The sequence below is a fragment of the Streptococcus sp. CCH8-C6 genome, from assembly GCF_001557225.1.
Taxonomy (GTDB): Bacteria; Bacillota; Bacilli; order Lactobacillales; family Streptococcaceae; genus Streptococcus; species Streptococcus sanguinis_C.
Genome location: NZ_LSJN01000018.1, coordinates 31079 through 52635, shown reverse-complemented (window position 1 = coordinate 52635; position 21557 = coordinate 31079). Strand labels below are relative to the sequence as shown.

Sequence of the window (21557 nt, the reverse complement as noted above, 5' to 3'; positions counted from 1 at the left end):
CTTGCCTATTCTATTTTTTTATTTATGATTTTGCTGTCTTAAAGAAGCTATCAGACAAGTAGCCCTTGCCTCTGACCATATCATACTCAATCAGTTTCAAATCATCTGCTATTTCTTGAGCTTCTTCGTCCAATTCCTTTTTATCCACGCTGGCTTTATGCAATACTTCTGTTAATAAAGCATAGTAAGGTGATACTTTGGAATTTGTCTGCTCCAGCAAGAGAGCGGAGAAATCGCTAGAATTGACTCTTGGATAATCGAGTTTAGGAGTTTCATAATTACTCCAAACGAAATAATCTGTCAGATATTGGCTTTCTGAATCTTCTTTAAAGGCTGACTGAGGATAGAGACCAGGCAAATGGTCACCGTAAAAGACGACTGTTACTTTTTTATCTACCTTTGAAAGCTTCTCCAAAAACTCCTTGGTCGCCTGATCTGTATGGTAAAGCATTCTGACATAGCTGGAAAGAGATTCGTTCCCTTCCTTGCTAAAATCAGGATAGCTGGCAGACATGTAGACAGGATTGGGCTCACTCCAAGGCATGTGGTTCTGCATGGTCATGACAGAGAAAAACTGTCCCTGCTTGCCATTCAAATGCTCCAAGACTTGATTATAAGTCGTTTTATCGCTGTAATTACCACCTATATTATCCCCCTTCAGGCCTTTGGTACCATAGTGAATAAAGGTATCAAATCCCAAATCTTGGTAAATGACATTTCTGGCATAATTGCTAGGGGAGGCCAGATGGATTACTGTCCGATTCTTAGATGAATAAGCATCACTAATGGAAGGGAATCTATTCATCCTCGGGACAATTTCAGTATAGAGAACCGAAATAGATGGAGACAGATTATAAAAAGGCAAACCTGTCAGGGTCTGAAATTCCATATTGGCCGTTCCTCCACCATAGCCGTCTGACTTCATAAGTCCACTGGTGGTGCGAGTTTTAACTTCCTGAATATAAGGAATTGGATTCTCAGACATAGTAACGCCGTCAACCCGAGCAGGGTCAGAAAAACTTTCACTCAGGAGATAAATTACCGTTTGATCTTCGATTTTATTCTGGCGTTCTTTGTTAATAGCTTCCGCAACATTCTTATACTTTTTTTCTATCTCTTGAATCTTTTCTTTAGAATAGCCACGTGGCTCGGTCATGGTTGTATCCGACATCTGTGAAAACCAGACAAAAGAAAGGGAGCGCAGCTGTGAATTGACAGTATTTCCCATCCAGGTCAGGTCATGGTAATTATTCAAGATCGAAATAACTGGGATATTCTCTACTATTTTGCCATTCTTTTTAGTGGCAAATATATCCATGACTCCCAAGAAAAAGACCAAGGGCAGGACTAGCAAGAGAAGCTGGTATTTAAGAACGGTAATGAGCTTGCCTGGCAAGATTTTCTTGCGCAAATACCAATAGAGAGCGCCTAGAGCAGCTAGTCCCAAGATAGCATAAAATCCATAATTGCCTCCAAGAAAGTCAAAGAGGGTCTTGGGATTTCTCAGCCAGACCATATCACTAGGCAATATTGGCTCTTGGCGATACTGAAATTTCAGACTGCTGGCTATGGTGACAATCACCACTAAGGCTGTTATCAGCATGGTTGGCAGGAGAAAATGATTGAAAATCAGGTAAAGAGCCATAAAAATCATGAAAAAAACGATGATTTGAAAGAGACTGGCTCCAGTGAAAAGATACTGATCCAAAACAATCACATCTCCTCGGATACTATTTTGGATTGTATAGTTAAAGACAAGGGCAAACACTGCACTCAACACAAAAGCAACAGAAACACTGGCTTTATTCTGAGCGAGATCGCGCAATCCCTTAACAGCTAGAAAGCTGGGGAGAGAAAGCAGGATAAAGATAAGTGCGATAAGGCAGAGGAGAGTTAGCATAAAATTCTGCGTTATATCCAACTTGCCTTCCTCAAGGAAATTCACTAAATAGCTTTGGTGATGCAGCAATTCCGGCATCTTATCGTCCATCAAAGCAAGAAATAGGAAGAGCTGGGATAGAAAAAGATTTTCCAGTACCTCTCTATTTTTCTTATTAACCTGCAAGAACTTATCTGGGAAGCGTTTTTTAAGCTTTGGAAAATGGATAAAAATATACGCAAATAAGAAAATCAAAAGCAAGCCAGGCAGGGAGTTAAACTGCCAAAAATGATTGCTGAAAACCCGTTCTGCTTTGAACTCAAAATCATTGACGTGCTGCGTTACTGTCAGTAAGTAAGAGAATCCCGTATAGAGAGCGTAAATAATGGCTAACCATATAAAGAATCTTTTGCTGAAGAGCTGAGACAAAAGCTTGCCCAAGCCAAACAAAAGAGGGAGCAACATCAGAAAGGCCAGCCACAAGGCTGGATAATTCCGCAAATCTTCGCCTTCCTCCAACAATAAAACCGTCGTAACAGCGACTATATCTAAAAGTAAAAAACTAATTAGCAGGTATGAGAACTGCTTATAGTGATTGAGTAAAAATTTCATTTTCTTTTTGGTAAATAGTTAAATTCTCTAGCGAGATTTTTTGTAAACCAAGAATCTCACTTTTTCTTTAAAAGATTGGACAAACGATTTCGTATCTTTTGAGATAAATTTTTCTGACTTAATTTTTCTTTTTGCTCGGTCAACTCTGCTTTTTTCCTCTGCCAGTCCAGTAAAGAGGGTAGAGAAGATAAGGGCATAATCTTGAAATCATAATGATTGTCCCAAGCTAGATAAACCAATAATTGCTCTAAAACATCAGACAATTCCTGCTCAGAGGATGGCGAATTTTCTAAACTCTTCATCGGGAACAAACTAGCCAAAGCAGAATATTTGAACCATAAGAAGCCGCCATAGACTCTCGTCAGAGAAGGGGCGGTCATAAAGTCAAAAGACTTATGCAAACCAGCTTCCTGCCAGATAGCAGCCAGCCTTGGACGTGGAGGTTCTGACTCAAACAAGCCATCTCTGACTAGGCGCGGCAAATCTGGAATAACCAGCCCTACAGCAGACTCCTTCTCTAGCGCTTCTATGCTTGCATCCGCATAATCCACCATAAGATTTATCAAATCAGAGCGCATGGTTTGGTCAAAAGCCGCCTGATTCTCTACCAATCTATGAGTAGATAGATGACCGATATAAGCATAGTTTTGCAGAATTTCCTTCTGCTCCAGCATGGCAAGCCAGGCATGAGATTTCTGACTTAGGATAATCTGCACTTTATTGCCAAGATGAGCCAGCACTGTCTGCAGCTGTTTCAGCACTTCTGGCTGATTTGTTGTCAATAAATACTGGTACTGAGACGATAGAGAGAATAGCTTGTCCTGGTACTGCTGAAAAATAGGAAAATCCGTTACATGAATATGCAGGAGGACAGGCTGATGAGCCCGATAGTTCGAAGTTGCCTGAGACAAATACTTATCCTGCAGCAAACAAGGAAGGTCAGGACCAAAATGATAGAAAAGGTGTTCCCTAATCAGGGAAGTCGGATAGGATGAGTTTGTTTCAAGATCTTCCAGCAAATACCTAGCCAAAAAAGGATTGCCCGAGAGAGCCTTCACCTTTAGAAAAGGAACCTTCGCTTCCAGAATCCTAAGTGGCTTATAGTATGAAAAGTCTGGATGAACCAACTCCCCTGCTTCTTCCTGACGGGTATCAAGGAGAGCTTGATATCTGAATCCTGCCTCTACAAAGCGCTTGGTAAACTGGGTCTCGTAATGGTCTATCACATCTTGAACGTCAGTAAAATCTTCTACCTGAGACCAAAATTCACGGAAAGTCTTGTCTTTGAGAACTGACTGCTTAAAGGTTACAAAGTAGCTCTGCAAGTGTTCTTCAAAGTACCTGGTCTTGCGAAAATTAGTCATTCCCCAAAAATCAACTTGAGAATCCTCTTCAAAGCGCTGATAAATGGGCGCTAAATCCCATAGCGGACCAAAGCAAGTGTCGTTCATGAGAGTCAGAGAGTCTGAGTTCTGTAAAGTGTCAAAACCCAGCCGGTTCATACCGTCACGCCAGGCTGCAAAATCAAAGCCTCGATTATCCCGCTCAAGCAAGTCAGAAATTCCCAAATCTTCTCTCAGCCGGCATTTGTCCTCATTGCTCAAAGGACTATTTGAAATAAAAATAATCTTAGAAAAAAGCGGCTTTAGCTGCTCCAATTGATAGAAGACATGACCGCTTATATGATTGCATTTATTGAAATGAACATAGAGTAATATTCGTTCCATGAAAATACCTTATTCTTTATGATTGAGAAATCTTCCAACTGCCATTACGCTGGATTAAGCCAGTGGCAGAATCCTTAGCAGAGACATCGTCATCCTTAATATCCTGGCGATTGACTAAGATAACAGGGTTGTTCTGAGAGTCTGCAAAGGCTAGAATCTGTTCTTCCTGATCCCTCACTGAAACCTGCAGCTTTAACTTAGCGTTATTTATCTGTGACACATGGCACTTATAAGTCAAGCGCTTCTGTCCAGGTCCTTCTGTCGGCTGATCCATGGAATTATCATTGTAAAGCCAGATAGTTCGATCGATATCTGTCAGAGAAAAGGAAACATAGGTCGGTAGGTCTTGATTTACCTGATAAGAAACTTCAAATTCAATCTCTTGTTCAGGTGAAATCTGAGACGAATGCAAGAGCTTAACCTTCAAATCAGAAACCGCTGCATTCTCAACCTGGAATCCTTCGTTCATGGCTTTTGTTTCAGTCGCATTGTCCAGACTGTACTGGTTGGCAACATCATCAGGATTACCGATAGCTTTGACTAAGCCATTTTCAATCAAGACAGCCTTATTGCAATATTTTTTAACAGCTCCCATGTCATGGGTCACCAGAATGGTCGTCTTACCTGACTCCTTGCGATCTTTGAAATAGTCATTACACTTACGCTGAAAGGCTTCGTCCCCAACAGCCAAGACCTCGTCCAAAATCAGAATATCACCCTGAGCCTTGATGGCCACAGAAAAGGCCAAACGCACCTGCATACCGCTGGAATAGTTCTTGAGTTTTTGATTCATAAACTCGCCCAGCTCAGCAAACTCCACGATATCATCGTACATGTCGTCTACTTCTTCTGTTGAGAATCCCAGCATGGCACCATTCATATAGACATTTTCGCGGCCAGTTAGTTCTGGATTGAAACCGACACCCAGCTCAATGAAGGAAACCAACTTACCATCAATAGTTACCTTGCCCTTCTCCGGAATATAAATCTCAGAGATAATTTTCAGGAGGGTGGACTTACCAGAGCCATTGCGGCCGACAATCCCGTAGAAGTCACCCTTTTCGACCTCAAAGGAAATATCTTTCAAAACATGCTGTTCTTTGTAGCCTTTAATCCCCTTAAAACGATTAACCAGACTGGTTCTCAAACTCTGAGTAGCCTCAGTAGGCAATCGAAAGAATTTACTTACATGATCGACTTTTACTGCAATATTATTTGACATTATAAAATCTCCGCAAATCTCTTAGCATTTTTATTAAAGAAGAACAAACCTAGAGCCAATATCACAAAAGGAATCATATAAGGAATGAGGGCGATTAGTTTGTTGTTCACGATATCCCAGCCTCTGACATTAACAGGAGCAACAATGAAATGGCGCATGTCCTGCAGTATCTGAGCAATCGGATTGAGCATCATAATTTTAGCGACGAAGAGTTGCTTCCGCTGCAAAAGAAAGGTCAGAGAGTAAATAATAGGACTAGCATACATTCCTGCTTGAAGAGCCACTTCCCAAATCGGTCCAATATCCCGATACTTCACAAACAAGGAAGACAGCATGAGGGCGCAGCCCATTGCCAAGACCAATACCTCCAGAAAAAGAGGAATAATCACTAGCGTATACAAGCCGAATTCCACCTGATTAATCAAGGCGAAGAGAAAAACAACGACCAGATTAATCAGAAAATTGATAGCTGCTCCAAGAACCGATGAAATGACGATGGTATGCTTGGGAAAGTTCAATTTACGAAGCAAATCTCCCCGAGAGACGATGGAAAGCATGCCCATATTGGTGGCTTCGGTAAAGAAAGACCAGAAAACCATCCCCAGCAAAAGCCCTACTGTATAGTGGGGTGTCCCATCATCAAATCGCAAAAAGCGGACAAAGACCAAATACATGATAGTAAACATCATCAATGGCTTCAAAATCGACCAGAGATAGCCGACCAAGGACCCTTGATAACGCAACTTAAAATCCGTCTTGATTAATTCTTTCAAAAGAATACGATTTTTTTTACTAAAAAAATCCATGAATATTACTCCTTATAAGCAAACTTTGTGAGAATGAGGCTCGTAAAAACCAGAGTATGAAAAGTGCGGTTTTTACGGTAGTCGTACTGGCGAATCCTGCGCCAACGCTCCTTAAAAGGCACCTCCATAATGGTCACAAAGTTCTCAATTAACTCTCTATTTTTAGCAGTCAGTGGCAGGACCAGCAAATTTCTGGCCTGAGTCTGACTGTCTTTTATCAATTTCCAATATTTGGCAAAAAGAACATGGGGACGCACCCAGTTTTTTACGCGTTTTCTGAGCGTTCGAGCTCCTAGCACATTATTCGAATGCTGACGATAAAGCTCACCCGGCTTGTCAATATAGACTAGATTGCCAAAAGCCGCAGCCAGCAAGCCCAGATACCAATCGTGCATGAGCAGTTCATGCTCTTCCTTCCCAGTCCAAAGTTGGGCCAAGGCGCGATTTATCATAGAAACACCGCCCGTCACCGTATTCTCCGTCAACTCTTGAACTAGTTCTATATTAGCGTGATCTGACTGAGTGCGAATCATGCTTTCGTGAACAACCTGTAGCTCTTGATCTACGACCTTCAAGTCAGTATACACCAGCAAGGGCAGACTGCTATCATACTTGTCTGCCTCAGCCAATTGCATGGCAATCTTGTCTGGCAGCCAAACGTCATCTTGGTCGCTAAAGAGATAGAAATCCGAATCTTGGTACTGAAGCAGGCTATGAAAACTTTGAATGACACCTAGATTTTGTGAATTTTCCCGATTGATAAAGGCAATGCGGTCATCCTTGCGGCAAAAGTCCTCAATGACAGCCCGCGTCCCATCTGTAGAGCCATCATCACGAATCAGTAGCTGCCAATCCCTATATGTCTGCTCTTGGATACTCTTAATCTGCTCGGACAGAAACTGCTCCCCATTATAGGTGGACAGAAGAATAGTCACTTTCATGATAAAAATAAATCCTCGTATTCACCCACAATTTTTTCCCAGGTGTAGTTTTCTTTCATATTTTCTTTTGCGGCTTGACCTAGCTCCGTAAACTCTGTTTGAGCATCTACTCGGTCAATCAGTTGGGCCAGCTGGCCAGGTTCTTTTTTCCAGTATAGAGCTGTTTCTTTTGCTACCTTACGGTTAAAGTCCACATCCAGCACCAGATTGGCATCTGTCTGAGCCAGTGCTTCCAAGAGTCCCGGATTAGTCCCGCCAACCTCATGGCCATGTATGTATGCAAAAGCATGATTACGGATATATTTGAGCAGATTCTGATCATAGACCGTCCCAGCAAATTTAATACGAGAATCACGGTCAAAGCCTGTTTTCTGCTTGAGTTCTTCAAAATAGGGATTGCCCTCATGATTGCAGATAATCAGCAAATCACGTTTGGTTTTGGATTTCATGAATTCTTGAATGATGGTTTCATAGTTGTTTTCCGGAACGAAGCGTCCGACAATCAGGTAATAGTCTTTTTCCTTACTAGCCCACTTTTCAAAGAAGACCCTGACCTTGCCTTCGTTTTCCGTCAGATTAGACAGATAAAGGTCGGTTCCATAAGCGATACAGGTCGTTTTAGCCCAAGGATAAGCTTTTTGAATATAGCTTTCGATGCCTTGATTGTCCGCAATAACCAAGTCTGCATGCTTGGTCATGACCTTCTCAGAATACTTGAGATAGGCTTGAACTGGCTTAGACCACTTGGCCCGCTTCCACTCCAACCCGTCAGGATTGATAAAGAATTGACCGCCTGCCTGATGGATACGACGAGCAAAGGGAAAGATAAAGGCACCAATCGTATTTCCAAGAATGTAAAAAATTGGCTGCTCAATCTGCTCTTTCTTAGCAAGCTTGAGGGCATAGGAGACAGCCATCATATCATAGGCAATTACACGGGCAGGGCCAAGCTTGGGTGGCTTAACTGTAAAGCAGTCTACCCCCTTGTAGTCAAAATGATGAAAAGCTTCATCATCTGATAAGCAAGCCACATGATATTGGATTTGAGAAGAGATTTGATGCTCTGTCAATTTCTTGACAAAGGTTTCAAATCCTCCATATTTGGCAGGAAGTCCTCGACTCCCGATGATGAAGACATGTTTCATGATTTCCCTCAATTCAAGATTTTACAATCAAGTCCATTATACCACTTTCTAGTGTATTTGTATAATACAAAAAGGACAGGTAGAGCCACGGCTGCACTTGTCCTTTTCTTTCTTTAACCTCTTCTACCAGAAAATAGCTTATTTTTCACTTTGCGTAAGAAAGAGCTGGCTTGTTGAGAAGGTAAATTTGTATCCAATAAGCATTTGACATGACGCAAGGAGTTAACCTGGTACATTTCAGTGTTTTCAATCTTATCCAATAAGTTTTGGTAAACACTCTGAACTGTGTAGTGCTCTTGGATTTTGCCAAGATTGGCCACCGACTGGTCTTTTAATCCCTTAAAATTTGCCAAGGCAATGTTTATCTTATCAGCCAACTCCTCAATATTGCCAGATGAATACAGCTGACCTTCTTCAAAGATTTCATAGGCGGATAGATGACCAGGATTGTCCGACAAAATGGTCGGAAAACCATTCATAATCGCTTCAATATAGACTAAACCAAAGGTTTCCATAGCAGAAGGAAATACCGCTAGGTCTGCTGCCGTCACCTCTGCCCAAGGATTGTCCTTGTGTCCCAAGAAACTAATATTTTTGACCTGATGTTCAGAGATATAAGTATCGCATCTTTTTTTGTACTCCTCATCCCAGGCTCCGATCAGAACTAAGGGCGGTTTTGGCTGAGATAACTGGTTATAGGCTTTTATCAATTCTAATTGATTTTTCCGCTCTGTCAAACGTCCGACTGACACAATACGTCTTTCGGCTCTATCCTTTTCTCCTGTATTAGTAGGATGAATTTTCGTAAAAGGGGCAAAAGACAAGACTTTTCTGTTTGGCAGCAGCTCCTGTAACTGTCTCTGCAAGGCACCTCTAACTGCAAATATTTCCTGCGAATAATCACTGATAAAATCTAGCTTTTCCTTATAGTAGCCAAACTCTCCGTCAGGAAATTCATGAATCAGCCAGAAATGCGGAACATTCTCGCAGGCAGCTGCCACTGCACCTTGAAACATATTGACCGTGTTGGTAATAACCAAATCAATCTTTCGCTCCGTTAGTATCTTTCTGAGCGCTGAGGTATTATCTTGATAAGAGCGAGCTCTAGACTCAGGACTGTCCGGCAGGCCACCAGGCGCATCCTCCCACCACCATTTAACTGCCGGCAAGGCTATAGTCTCAATACCCAAGGCTGCCAGACTGGAGATATAGTCCTGCTGAACGGCTACATGATAATCCGGAATCGCATTGATAACCTGATGGCCCATCTCTACCAAGTATTCCATCAAATTGACAATGGAGATTTCAGCTCCATTATCTAGCGTTCCAGTCGGCGAAATGAATAATATCTTTTTTTTCATAGCTTATCCTAATATATTCCAATAAAAGGGCACCATCAAGTAGAGGGAAACCAAGAAGTTAGCTACCAGAGTCCCAACCATCATTCGATTCACTACCCTGTCTTTAATGTCCAAGGTTCCTAAATTAGCAACAGTTGGTAGCAGTAAGATCAAGAAGGGTGTAAAATAACGTCCCTGAGCACCAACTGATATCATGGCATTTTTACCTAGGACGATGGGCGTCCACTGCAGATACATAATCGACACAACAGCAATCACTTGAACCAGAAACAGATAACGCGACATGACTGTATAGCTCTTGGTCATAAAATCTTTCTGCGACTGCAAAAAGATAAGCGCCAAAACTGCCACATCAATAAAAATCAGCCAAAGCGGCAGCTGGATAGTAAAATTCCCCAAAAAGCCAAACATACCAATTGTCAAAATCGTATTCAAGTCGCCATTAACACTTTGCTTAAAGAGCGTATTCAGCAAGACTTGGCCATAGTGCAAGAGCCCTCCCTGATTGCGAAATGCCAAATGCAGGGCAAGAAAGAAAGCTGCAAAGCCAAGTATATAAAAGATAATGCGATAACGAGCTACAAAAGCTTTGGTTGCAACAAAAGGCTTGTTCAGAACCGCAAGGAATCCTTCAAACTCAAAATGAACAAAAGGTAGCAAGCCTAATAAAAGGACATTATTCGGTTTGGTAACAAAGAGGCCTATAGAAATCACCAAAAGCTCCAGTACATTTCTATTAGTGAATTTCTTATGGTAGGCAATATTGGTCAAAAAGCCAACCGCCAGCATAATCTCCAGATAGCTCATCACATCATAAGACAGAGAAGCTGCCTGCTGAACCATAATAGGCAAAAGAGATAGGAAAAGCAGAGCTTTTTTGCCATATTTGAAGTATTTAATCAGCAGATAAACCCCGATGATGTATGCTAAGGCATTAAAGAACCGCCCCATTATCACGATGAAGCCTACTGACGGATAAAGCAAGCTTCCTAAGGTCATACCTAGCAGCTGAGGCAGGAAAGAGACAGCCTTGAGATTAAAGCCAAAGGCAAACTCTTCTTGCGCCAGATCTATCTTCTCTGAGAACAGCTGCTTGTACTCTGCCGGCGAAACATTCGGAGTAGATGGGATTTTGTCCATCCATTTATATGTTCGATTGGTCGGTTTATGGAAGATTTCCCATGTCATACGAGCATGATTGGTCTCATCAGGCACTCGATTAATCGGCTGTGCAATCATAAAAGTCAAGACAAAGATACTTGCCAGCAGCAAGAAAATATTCTCAACTTTTACTTCTTTATTTCTTTTCAAAATAAGTCACCATTTCATCTTTTTTATCTAAACTGCAATTTTCTAATACAAAAGCGTAGGCATTCTCCGCCAGTTCTCTGCGTAAATCCGTAGAAAGAATCAGGCTTTCCAGCTTTTCTTTCCATTCACCATCTTTAGCCAAAAGTCCAGTCTGACCGTCAATCATCATATCAGAAAAAGCACCGATATGACTGGCAATCGTTGGCACCTTGACTAGAGCTGCTTCTATCCACTTGATTTCTGACTTGGCCCGATTAAAGACTGAGTCAACCAGCGGAGCTAGATTAATATCAACCTGGCTAATCAACTGAGGCAAGGCCTTCCAGTCCACATAGTCATGGACGATAATACGCTGCGAATATTGTTTCATATCCTGCGGGATATCCAAGTGCCCTACAATATGAAGCTCCACAGTTGGGTAGTTGTCTAGCAATTCTTTGATAGCCGGCTTGATGAGCTCAAAATTTTCATTGTGGCTGATAGAACCAGAGAAATAACCGATTTTGATTCTGTCGTCTGCACCAAAGTCTTCCTTCAAAAACTGCGAGCTAACCGCAATCAATTCGCTGGACGCCAGATTACGATTCAGCAGAACTGTATCCTTGTATTTGAGCAATTCCTCTTTTAGCTGATTCGTAGAGGTAATCGCCCCATCACAAGCCGCCAACATTTTCCCGTAATTCTTGACACCAGCATCGTAATTGCCCTTTTCCTTCTCAGACAAGCCTTGGGTATAGCTTAGCTGGTCGGTATAAAGGGTATCAAAGACCAAATCATCAATATCAAAATAAACTGGCTTATGCTCCTCCCGAGCCAAATCACATAAAAGCTGGAGTTGAGCGGACCAAGGAGCGCGGTAGATAATGATGTGGCTGGCATACTGGGCCTGAGCCAGACTAAACTTAGACGCATTGACCACTTTCACAGCAAAGCCATTTTTTCTAAGCTGCTCTGCCTTATTGAGCACACGGTAGCGCGTACACTGTGGAATGATATTCTCTACACCGTCAATGATGAGAAGATATTGATCACGAGGCACATCTTTGAATTTTTGAACGATGTTCTTAAGAATCTCCACTGGGTAGTCTGTCTTCTCCCGGACATAGTCCAATACATCAGGAACCTCTGACTCTCTTTCCAAACCTTGCCATAAAAACTGCTGATCATCATAATTCTTCAAAGAAGTGTACTTAATCAGAGGACTACCCGCCTTTAACATCCTTAATGGATGAATATACATAGCCGAATCCTGATTTTCGTGAACCAAGGCATCGTAGCGATAGCCCAAGTCAGCAAAGTACTTGGTAAAAGTCGTTTCATGCTTTCCGATAGCTTCTTCCCGTGAATCCGTGTCAGTCAGCACTTGCCAATAGTCGTAGAATTCTTCGGACTGAAGCAGCAAAGGCTCAATCACCAAAAAATAAGACTGTAGGTGGTTGGGAATGTAACCATAGCGGTTAAAACCAGTGATATCTTCCTGGGTCTCACCATAGGAAATCCCCCAAAAGTCAAGATTTCTGCCAGCCATAGTTTGAAAGACAGCCGTCAAATCACTCATAGGGCCGATATTGGTGTCATTGACGAGCATCAGCTGAGAGCAATGCTGCAGCTTTTCCTTTCCTAAGGAAAGAATGCCTTCACGAAAAGCTGCTGTATCATAGCCGGTATTATCCCGCACCAAGACTTGCCCATACTGCTCTAAAGTTTCTAAATCCTCTGCAGCCAGTCCGCCGTTAACGACGATGAGAGTCTTATCAGCCAAGGTTGCTAATTTTTCTAAAAAGATAACCTTATACTGCTGCAAGCGAGGCTCGGATTCAAAAATGACATAAATTAAGACTTTTTCGCCGCTTGAAACTGAAGCAAGAGCTTTTTCCCTTTGAGAGTTCCGCAGCCATTGATAATAATAAACTTTAGGAGACTTAACTTGACGTTTTAGACGAATCAACTGTTGCTTAATCCGACTTAAAACAGCTTTGATACTGCGAGGATTTTTGACTAATCGAGCCAGACGTTTCAATGGGGTAATCACACCATTCCCCAGCCGATAGGAAATAGATCGGCGAATACGAAACTGCTCCTGAATAGCCTCATCTCGCTGTTCCTTTATCGTTCTCAGTCTGGATTTCAGAGAATCTAGATTTTTATGTAACTGTCGCTGATCCTCCTGCAGTTCAAGAACATAGTCGTTCACTTTATCCATATGCTGAATCAGTTCATCCAAACGGCCTTCCAGAGTAAATATGTTCTTGCCCAAAGCTTGATATATTTCATCTGGTATCTTTCTCACATACTTACGCAAGATTTTCAGATACATTTCGTAATGATATCTCGTAGAATCCCGTTTAGAGATTGATTCCTTATCAAAGACCCGGTAATTCAGCTTTGTTTTTGCATCATAAACTGGTCTCGCTCCTTGATTGATAATTAAGTTTAAAAGGAAATCATAGTCCTCCAGTTTTTCACGATTCAGCGCTTCATCATAATAAATACCATCAGCAACCGAACGACGAATGAGGGAACAGTTGGAAATATAATTCTCTGTTAAGAAAGCTAGCTTGTCATAGGGCCGTGATTTAAGGTAAAACTCCTTTTTATCAGGATCATACAAATCCCCATAGACAATATCTGCTTCCTCTTGCACCATGGTTGTGTAGAAGCTCTCAACATAGTCTGAATCCAGAAAATCGTCACTATCCACAAAAATAAAATAAGTGCCTTGAATTTGCTGCAAAGCCTTGTTTCTTGTCTTGACAACCCCCATATTTTCGTGGCTTTCAAACTGAGTCGGAAAAGGGGAATCCGCCAAGACAGCCTCTATGATTTCAGCAGAATAGTCAGAGGAGCCATCATCCAATACCAGTAACTCAATATTTCGATAGGTCTGAGCAAAAATACTGCGCAAACACTGTTCAATATAATCTTGATGGTTGTAACAAGTTACAACAACAGATATTAAATCTTTCATATACTTTCCTTGTAAATAACTCTATTAGTTTGAGTTAGCATCTTGACTCTTCATGTATGCTCTATTTATCAGATTAGCCACCCACTTTGGCCAGAAAAGTTGATACATAAACAAGTCCTCTTTGGTCCGAGTATTATCTGAAATAGTCTTGGTTGTTTCCGACTCTCCATGAATCCGGTGGCACATAAGCTTCTCAGAAATATAAGCAAAGCGACCCTTATAGGCGCTAATCTTGTACCAAGCGTACCAATCCAGACTCACGCGCATTTCCTCATCAAATCGAAAATCCCTTAATGTCTCTAAGTTGTAAGTCACCGCCGGACAGGAAATGGGATTGCCAAAAGCTAGAACCCGATTTCTCCAAAAACGACTGGATGGCATCAGATTCAAGGTTTTAAGCATGAGAGTCTTGATTTTCAGATTGGTATTAGCCGGAATTTTGACTCCATTTTTCTCTTCAAAGTAGTCTGTATAGGCAATGAGAATGTCCTTAGACTGCTCTATCTTCTGCATCACTGCTTCTAGATAAGTTGGCTCATAGTAGTCATCCTGGTGGGCAATGGTAGCATAAGAAGTCTCAACAAAGGAAAGGGCATTGTTCCAGTCCTTACCGATACCGCCTCCTTCTTTCGTATAAAAAGGAATACCGTACTTCTGGCACAGCTGCTTGATTGAATCCAACGGTGTTGAGCTATAGCAGATAATCTTTGATGGCAAGGTTTGAGCTTGCAAAGACAGGATACAAGCTTCTAAAAATTCACTTTCGCCATAGGCGCAAATCACCCAGGTATGGTTATTTTTCATCTTTTTTACTCTCTAACTTTGACATTCTTTGCTTCATGATGGACAGTTCTTGCACCAACTGCTTGATTTGCTCCTTTTGTTTGGAAATGGAAATAGTATGTAAAAAAACAATAACCAGCAGGAAAAAGATGGCCAAGGACATGACAAAGTTTGAGGTCAACTCAAAACCTAACAATTTGGCAATCGAAACGGGAATCCAATCAAAAATAGAAATAACAATCAGAACGAAGCCAATAATAATCCACATAAAGGCTTGCTCAAATAAAATATTGTTTTGATTGATATTCCGAAAGACAAAATACAGGAATAGGACTGAAGCCACCAGCATAACAATAGACAAAATGGACATTATTCACTCTCTTTCATAAAAGCAGCAATCAAGATCGAAGAGCAAACTTCAATCATATAGCGAATGGACCTAATCGGAGTAATCGAAGAGACTCCTCCTGCACGTTCAAACATATTGGCCGGTGCTTCCACCACTTTATATTTCCGCTTCAAGATATGGACGATTGATTCTGGCTCAGGATACTTGATAGGATAGCGCGCAGCGAATTGTCGAATAATGTATCGATTGGCCAAACGATAGCCTGATGTGGTATCCAGAATCCTTTTGCCTGTTGTTAATTTAATAAAAGCTGAAATAATGGTAATGCCAAAACGCCGCATAAAAGTCGTCTGAAATTCCGAAGACTTGTCACCGATAAAACGAGAACCAACAACCAAATCAGCCTGCTGACGACGAATAGGCTCCAGCAAAGCATCCAGCGACTCAATATCATGCTGACCATCTCCATCAAACTGTACGGCCACATCATAATCCTTCTCAAGAGCATACTTATAACCCGTCTGAACAGCTCCGCCAATCCCTAAATTCATAACCAAATGAATAGCATTCAGATGATGGCTGTCCAAAATATCCTTGGTTCTATCAACTGACCCATCATTGATAACTACGTAGTCTAAGTCAAAATCAACTTTCTTCCGATATTCTACAATGCTCATAACCGTATTTAAAATACTTTCTTCCTCATTATAAGCAGGAATTATCATTAAAACTTTCATTAATTTAATCTATTCTTTCTATAACATGTCATCACATTATTTTTTGTTTTTCTGTAACTGTTTTTTTCTATATTTCATAAAGCTCGGGATTAGGGAATTGATAATCTTATATCTTAGCATTGGAAAAGGCTTCATAACAATATTAAAGATTCTAAAACAAACAAAATACAGCTGCCAACCTTCTTCCATTGGTGTATCCTTCCATGGAGTTTTGTGGAGATAATGGAGATACTCCTTTTTAAATCTATGTGTATTCCCCTTCCGCCAAGGTCTCTCTTCACCAAGATAGTGAATAATTGTAGGTGCTTTCCGAAAATGATTAAAATCTTCCTGTGATATAAACTTAGTTGGCTTACTTAATTCACTCAACGTTTTATAAGGATAAACATCATAAATATTAAAATAATTAAAGGAAATTGGCAAAGTAAAAATTTGCTCTTTCAAGGCTCCATTTAAGGCATCTTGGTCTGGTGCGAATAGCTTTCCTTCGTGAAATTGGTAAAATTCTATAACCTTTTTACCAATCTCTTCCTTACGCCATTTTTTTAGATCAATCAATAGGACACCCGAATTATGATAGGGGTGCTCTTTCAAAGCTAGAAATTCCTTTCTTGACTTATCCACAGTTGGTTCGGGACACATACCTATTACCTTATCTCCCAAGTCGCTATAAAAAAGTGAACCTATATCTTCTAGAACTAGTGTATCTCCATCGAGATATAAGATCCTATCAACTTCTTGTGGAAGAAGTTTATCTAAAAAAAGACGTGCCAAAATAATTGAAGACCAACCGTTTGTATCAAAATCAAAGTCAATATAGTCTGCGATATTATTTATAGAAATAATACAAACTTTTCTATCGTAACTTTTAGCGAATCCTTTTAATTTGTCTTGATTCTCTTGGTTTATCCTCTCGCCAATTAAATATACTGTAATATTCTCTGCAGATTTATTATTCTCAAATATAGAACACATACAGGTTGCAACTTGAGGTACAAACGCATCATTTAATGTAAATAAGATATTCATAGAATTCTACTTCTTTCTTTTTTCCTGATTTTTAGCAACGCCATAAATAATCAGACTTGTTGCATAAAAGACGCACATGGAGATTAAAAAGGAATTAGCAGCTCCCAGCAATTTTTGATCGCGAATAAATGGTAAAGTAATAAATTTTGAAACAGCAAATGCCAATAAATAGGCTATCATCAGATAATGCTGTTTTCTAAAGATGGTCATAATGATATCAACCACTAGAGCAAAAACATTCAAAATACCGCCTATAAGTAATATTGTGAAAGGAAGTTTATACTCCTGTAATTGGATACCATAGACAGCACTAAGAACTTCTGTACCAATCAGATAACCCAAAATAACAATAACGAGTCCTAAAACAGTCATTACTAGATTTAGAGTATTGACCTGTTTGAAAAATAGTGTAAATTTCTTTTCATTCCAATAAATGGAAAGCTGTGTAGTCAACGGTCTCAGGACAAAGAATAAAAGGGATAGAACAAAGACAGGCATGAATAGAACATTAAAATCTCTTTGAATCCCAGATGGAAAATAGCCATTTGTCAAAAGGTAGTCAATATCAATTTTGGGCTCGTTATAGATATACGTTAGCAAAAATCCATTTAAAAACAAAGGGAAACTATTTTTCAAAATAGAATACACATTTTTTCTGTCATCATGGAGTTTAGGAGAAAACTTTTCCTGAGAAAAATATAATCTACAGTTTCTGAAATCTAAGGGGAAGGTCAGAATAAAATTCGCACAGCAAATAACAATACTAGCTACCATCAATGATTTTGTAAGCAACAGGACTATCGCAAATATTAACATGCAAATCCAGCTCCTATAGAATTGCACCTTTCCAGCTAAGTCTGATCTATTTTTTTGCTGAAATAATCCTTGAAAAACATCTGAATATGCATCTATAGCCCGATAAACAACAAGCAATAAAATAATACTAGATTTGTAAATATCATACCCTTGCCATAGAGTATAGATAAACGATGTAAAAATCATCAAAAAGACCGTAAAAAGTCTCGTGTTATGATAAGAAGCAAATTGGTATCTTTCTTTTACATCCGTAGATTGCAGATTTCTAACTTGAAAATAACCTAGAACAAAAAACTGCTGACCAAGAGCATAAGCAATACTAAAAATATCAGAATCTCTTGAATCTAGAAATCTAGAAGCTAGTAGAAGCAAGACGACTGATATCAATGAAGATGAGACTGTCCCCAACATGTTCCATATATAGTTATTTTTCAGTCCTTCTTTTGAGATTATTTTTTCTATTTCTTTATTACCGTCATTATTTTTAGCATAAGGTGATGATCCTGATTTTGAGGGCATTTTTCTTCTCCAAATGTATTCTATTTCTTATTATACTATACTTTCAGTGAAAAGTGAAAATAGGGCATTAATCAGCCAATAAAAAAAGGACAACTATGTCCTTCTTTATATAGCCAATTACTGCTTCTTTTCCTGCTTGTAAAATTCTTTTAAGGCATCCTGCCAAGTCGGAATGACAAAGCCTGTAGCCTTGGCCTTGACCAGGCTCATAGTTGAGTTGAAAGGCCGCTTAGCCTTGGCTGGGAACTTGCTGGAATCAACCGGTTGGACTTCCACATCTGTATCTTTAAGAATTTCCACTGCAAAGTCATACCAAGTGGTGTCCTCTGCAGCGTCATTAGACAGATGGTAGTAACCAAATTCCTTTTGGTTTTCAGCCAGATGAGTCATAAATTCAGCCAGCGTACGAGTCCATGTCGGACGGCCATGTTGGTCGTTTACTACGGTCAAAGTTTTATGTGTCTTGGCAAGATTTTGCATAGTAAAAACAAAGTTCTTGCCATAGTTACCAAAGACCCAGGCAGTACGGATAATATAGAAACGGCTGGAATATTTCTCAACCAGCTCCTCACCCATGCGCTTGGTACGGCCATACTCAGTCTGCGGATCCGGCCGGTCATCTACTTCCCACTCCTCACCGACAGGCTTTTGTCCGTCAAAGACATAGTCTGTTGAGATGTAGACCAAGGTTGCTCCGTGTGCTTCTGCAGCTTTTGCCACATTTTCGGTACCGGTCACATTGATGGCGTAGTCCAGCTCTTTTCCTTCGTCCTCAGCAGCATCAACTGCGGTATAGGCTGCACAGTGATAGACCAAGCTTGGCTTGACTTCCGCAAAGACCTTGTCCACCATTTGGGCATTGGTGATATCCATTTCCGACACATCAACAGCCACATACTCCTCATTGCGCTCATCCAAAAGATAGCGAAGCTCTGTACCCAGCTGTCCGTTCGCACCTGTAATTAAAATCATTTGTCTTTCCTTTCACATCATAAACATTCAATGAGTTTATTATAACAAAAAAAGCAGAAAAAATCTGCTTGGTCGAATCCCTATCGGAAAATATACTTCCTAGTATGATCTAGAGAAGAGCTTCTTGCCGCTTTTGATACTCTGTATACAAGTGATACAACAATCTGCAAGTAATAATGAATAGACTTATCATCAGAGGCAAAAAGGTTCGAGTGCTTGAAGCGTAGAGAGTTGGAGATAATGAAATAACCATGCGGCCAATAAAGCCAATTACAAATAAATAGGGCAGCCATATTTTTTCTTTACAGTCAGAAACTACAAGCCACAAAGCGTAAAGAATCATTAATAGCAGCAAGCCATAAAAGGCTACTGCGCTCATATACGTGATATTAAAAGAAAATGTCCCTGATTCTCTGGCTGCTTTACTGATACCTGTTAAGGTACCAAAAATAGTATTCCAGCCCATTTTTTGTGAAAAAATATTGAGTAAGACAAAACCGCTCAGAGCTATGGCTGTTACATTTTTCTTATGAAGAGCATAGACAAAGAGCACAAGCAAGAAGACCATCACAAAGGCAAAGGACGTGGAAAGCATATTATCCCCTGTCTCCAGAAAGCCCAGCCCAAGCTTTTGATAGATATTCCAGTTAGGAAAGTTTGGGAACCAACTGACAATGTTCTTCTCCAAACGCAGAGCATTCCCCGGAGACAGCTTGGCTGATATGATTCCTAAAGCGCTTAGTGCCAAATAGCATAGATTACCCAGTAAAGGGTTTTTATTTTTTTTCGCAAGAACAGTTTCAAACAGAAGCCACAAAAAAGCGTAGACAGCTAATTGTTCTTGCATGATAGCAACTAAAAAGCACAAAAGGCTAGCCATATTAATCCAAATATTTTTAGATTCTCTGAAAAAAAGTGCGAAAAGCAACAAGGAAGCCGGGAAAATGTAATTGACATAGGTCGGAATAGAGCCCGCGCTTAAAAATTCCGTCGCCGGAAGGAATATAAAAATAAGTAAAGCTGGCAGCCAAGGTAAGGAAGGGGTCAGCTTCCTTAAAGCATAGACCAAAAGCAAAGTTGCCAGAAAGGCTGCTGCTATAGACAGCTTTTCGTGAACGGAAAATAATAAGGTGGCTGACTCAATGAGCAGTCTACTGCTCCAGGTAAAATAACGATCAATCCCAAAGAATAAATAATTGTAATGAAATTCCTTAGCGTATTCTAAAAAAGCCGTTTGGTCTCCTACTGGAGTGATTTTATTATTGATGTAAAACTGTATCGCATAAATAAACGAAGACAAGCATAAGACAATATTAATTTTTTTATTTTTCACAATCTCTCCTCAGCTAAATAAGAGTCACTTAAGCTCAAAAACACTCTCAAAGACTCATTTACTCTTCTCTTTAATCACATAGATTGGGCGATGCTTGGTTTCCATGAAGATTTTGCCGATGTATTTGCCTAGGATACCGATGGTCAGCAGCTGGAAGCCTCCGATAAGGAGAATGACGGTCATAAGGGACGGCCAGCCCGATGTCGGGTCACCAAAAACCAAGGTACGGATAATAATCACTGCCATCAGGATGAAGGCTAAAATCCAAGACAGGATACCCCCTAAAAAGGCAATGTTGAGAGGCGCATCAGAGAAATTGACAATACCTTCCAAAGAATAGTTGAAAAGAGACCAAAAATTCCAAGAGGTCTTACCAGCTACCCGTTCGACATTTTTGTATTCCAGATACTCGGTATTGAAGCCTACCCAGGCAAAAATTCCCTTGGAGAAGCGATTGTACTCTGAAACCTCCAGAATGGCTTCTACCATCTGGCGGCGCATCAGTCGAAAGTCACGCGCACCATCTACCATCTCTACCTGACTAATCTTGTTAATCAGCTTATAGAACAAATTGGCAAAAAAGCTTCGGATAGGCGGCTCTCCCTCGCGAGTAGTGCGACGGGTACCCACACAGTCCAACTCAGGATTCGAGTCTAGCAAAGCCTTCATCTCAATCAGGAGCTCTGGCGGATCCTGCAAGTCCACATCCATGACCGTCACAAAATCCCCACTCGCCTCTTGCAAACCAGCATAGAGGGCTGCTTCTTTTCCGAAATTACGAGAAAAGGACAGATAGTGCACATCTGGACAGCGACTACTGAGCTCTCGCAAAACAGCCAAGGTCCGGTCCGTCGATCCGTCATTGACAAAAATATATTCAAACTGGTCACGGATTTGATATTTGACCGCTTCCATAGCTTCATGAAACAGAGGAATAGATTCTTCTTCATTGAAGCACGGAACAATCACTGAAATTGTCATTTTGATTACCTGCTATTTTTTAATATCTCTCATTATAACAAAAAACTAGGCGAAAACCTAGTTTTA

The 21557-nt window shown here is 40.6% G+C and carries 17 protein-coding genes; all 17 read right to left on the bottom strand.

The annotated features are described in order from the left end of the window. Nucleotides 1-22: 22 nt before the first annotated feature. Nucleotides 23-2491: an LTA synthase family protein gene (locus AX677_RS01135; protein ID WP_060975865.1), complete on the bottom strand. Its 2469-nt coding sequence runs from the start codon at nt 2489-2491 to the stop codon at nt 23-25. A gap of 56 nt (nt 2492-2547) precedes the next feature. Then, on the bottom strand, nt 2548-4218 hold the full coding sequence (locus tag AX677_RS01130) for a rhamnan synthesis F family protein (protein WP_060975864.1): 1671 nt from the start codon (nt 4216-4218) through the stop codon (nt 2548-2550). Between the two features lie 16 nt (nt 4219-4234). Next, nucleotides 4235-5440 (bottom strand): ABC transporter ATP-binding protein, encoded by a 1206-nt coding sequence (locus AX677_RS01125; RefSeq protein ID WP_060975863.1) that lies wholly within the window; start codon nt 5438-5440, stop codon nt 4235-4237. Then, the gene (locus tag AX677_RS01120; protein WP_060975862.1) at nt 5440-6246 is read right to left on the bottom strand and encodes an ABC transporter permease; all 807 of its coding nucleotides are present in this window, start codon (nt 6244-6246) and stop codon (nt 5440-5442) included. The genes AX677_RS01125 and AX677_RS01120 overlap by 1 nt, the downstream gene beginning before the upstream one ends. 5 nt (nt 6247-6251) lie before the next feature. After that, nucleotides 6252-7187 carry a glycosyltransferase family 2 protein gene (locus tag AX677_RS01115; protein WP_060975861.1) on the bottom strand — a complete coding sequence of 312 codons (936 nt, stop codon included), beginning with the start codon at nt 7185-7187 and terminating at the stop codon, nt 6252-6254. After that, on the bottom strand, nt 7184-8332 hold the full coding sequence (cps2T, locus tag AX677_RS01110) for a beta 1-4 rhamnosyltransferase Cps2T (protein ID WP_060975860.1): 1149 nt from the start codon (nt 8330-8332) through the stop codon (nt 7184-7186). The genes AX677_RS01115 and cps2T overlap by 4 nt, the downstream gene beginning before the upstream one ends. A 113-nt stretch (nt 8333-8445) precedes the next feature. Beyond that, complete coding sequence (locus AX677_RS01105; protein ID WP_060975859.1) at nt 8446-9693, bottom strand: glycosyltransferase family 4 protein; 1248 nt, start codon at nt 9691-9693, stop codon at nt 8446-8448. 3 nt (nt 9694-9696) lie between these two features. Further along, nucleotides 9697-11004, bottom strand: a complete 1308-nt coding sequence (locus tag AX677_RS01100; protein ID WP_060975858.1) for a DUF2142 domain-containing protein — start codon at nt 11002-11004, stop codon at nt 9697-9699. Then, nucleotides 10991-13972, bottom strand: a complete 2982-nt coding sequence (locus tag AX677_RS01095) for a rhamnan synthesis F family protein (RefSeq protein ID WP_060975857.1) — start codon at nt 13970-13972, stop codon at nt 10991-10993. The genes AX677_RS01100 and AX677_RS01095 overlap by 14 nt, the downstream gene beginning before the upstream one ends. Nucleotides 13973-13996: 24 nt before the next feature. Continuing rightward, the gene (locus AX677_RS01090) at nt 13997-14776 is read right to left on the bottom strand and encodes a glycosyltransferase family 2 protein (protein WP_060975856.1); all 780 of its coding nucleotides are present in this window, start codon (nt 14774-14776) and stop codon (nt 13997-13999) included. Further along, on the bottom strand, nt 14766-15125 hold the full coding sequence (locus AX677_RS01085; protein ID WP_002895011.1) for a DUF2304 domain-containing protein: 360 nt from the start codon (nt 15123-15125) through the stop codon (nt 14766-14768). The genes AX677_RS01090 and AX677_RS01085 overlap by 11 nt, the downstream gene beginning before the upstream one ends. Next, the gene (locus AX677_RS01080; protein WP_060975855.1) at nt 15125-15841 is read right to left on the bottom strand and encodes a glycosyltransferase family 2 protein; all 717 of its coding nucleotides are present in this window, start codon (nt 15839-15841) and stop codon (nt 15125-15127) included. Before AX677_RS01080 ends, AX677_RS01085 begins: the two co-directional genes overlap by 1 nt. Before the next feature lie 36 nt (nt 15842-15877). Beyond that, nucleotides 15878-16870, bottom strand: a complete 993-nt coding sequence (locus AX677_RS01075) for a glycosyltransferase family 8 protein (protein WP_002899985.1) — start codon at nt 16868-16870, stop codon at nt 15878-15880. A gap of 6 nt (nt 16871-16876) precedes the next feature. Continuing rightward, the gene (locus AX677_RS01070; protein ID WP_060975854.1) at nt 16877-18205 is read right to left on the bottom strand and encodes a lipopolysaccharide biosynthesis protein; all 1329 of its coding nucleotides are present in this window, start codon (nt 18203-18205) and stop codon (nt 16877-16879) included. A 117-nt stretch (nt 18206-18322) separates the two neighbouring features. Continuing rightward, nucleotides 18323-19177 (bottom strand): dTDP-4-dehydrorhamnose reductase, encoded by an 855-nt coding sequence (rfbD, locus tag AX677_RS01065; RefSeq protein ID WP_060975853.1) that lies wholly within the window; start codon nt 19175-19177, stop codon nt 18323-18325. A gap of 109 nt (nt 19178-19286) precedes the next feature. Then, complete coding sequence (locus tag AX677_RS01060) at nt 19287-20510, bottom strand: hypothetical protein (RefSeq protein ID WP_060975852.1); 1224 nt, start codon at nt 20508-20510, stop codon at nt 19287-19289. Nucleotides 20511-20564: 54 nt separating this feature from the next. Then, nucleotides 20565-21491, bottom strand: a complete 927-nt coding sequence (locus tag AX677_RS01055) for a glycosyltransferase family 2 protein (RefSeq protein WP_060975851.1) — start codon at nt 21489-21491, stop codon at nt 20565-20567. Nucleotides 21492-21557 lie beyond the last annotated feature (66 nt).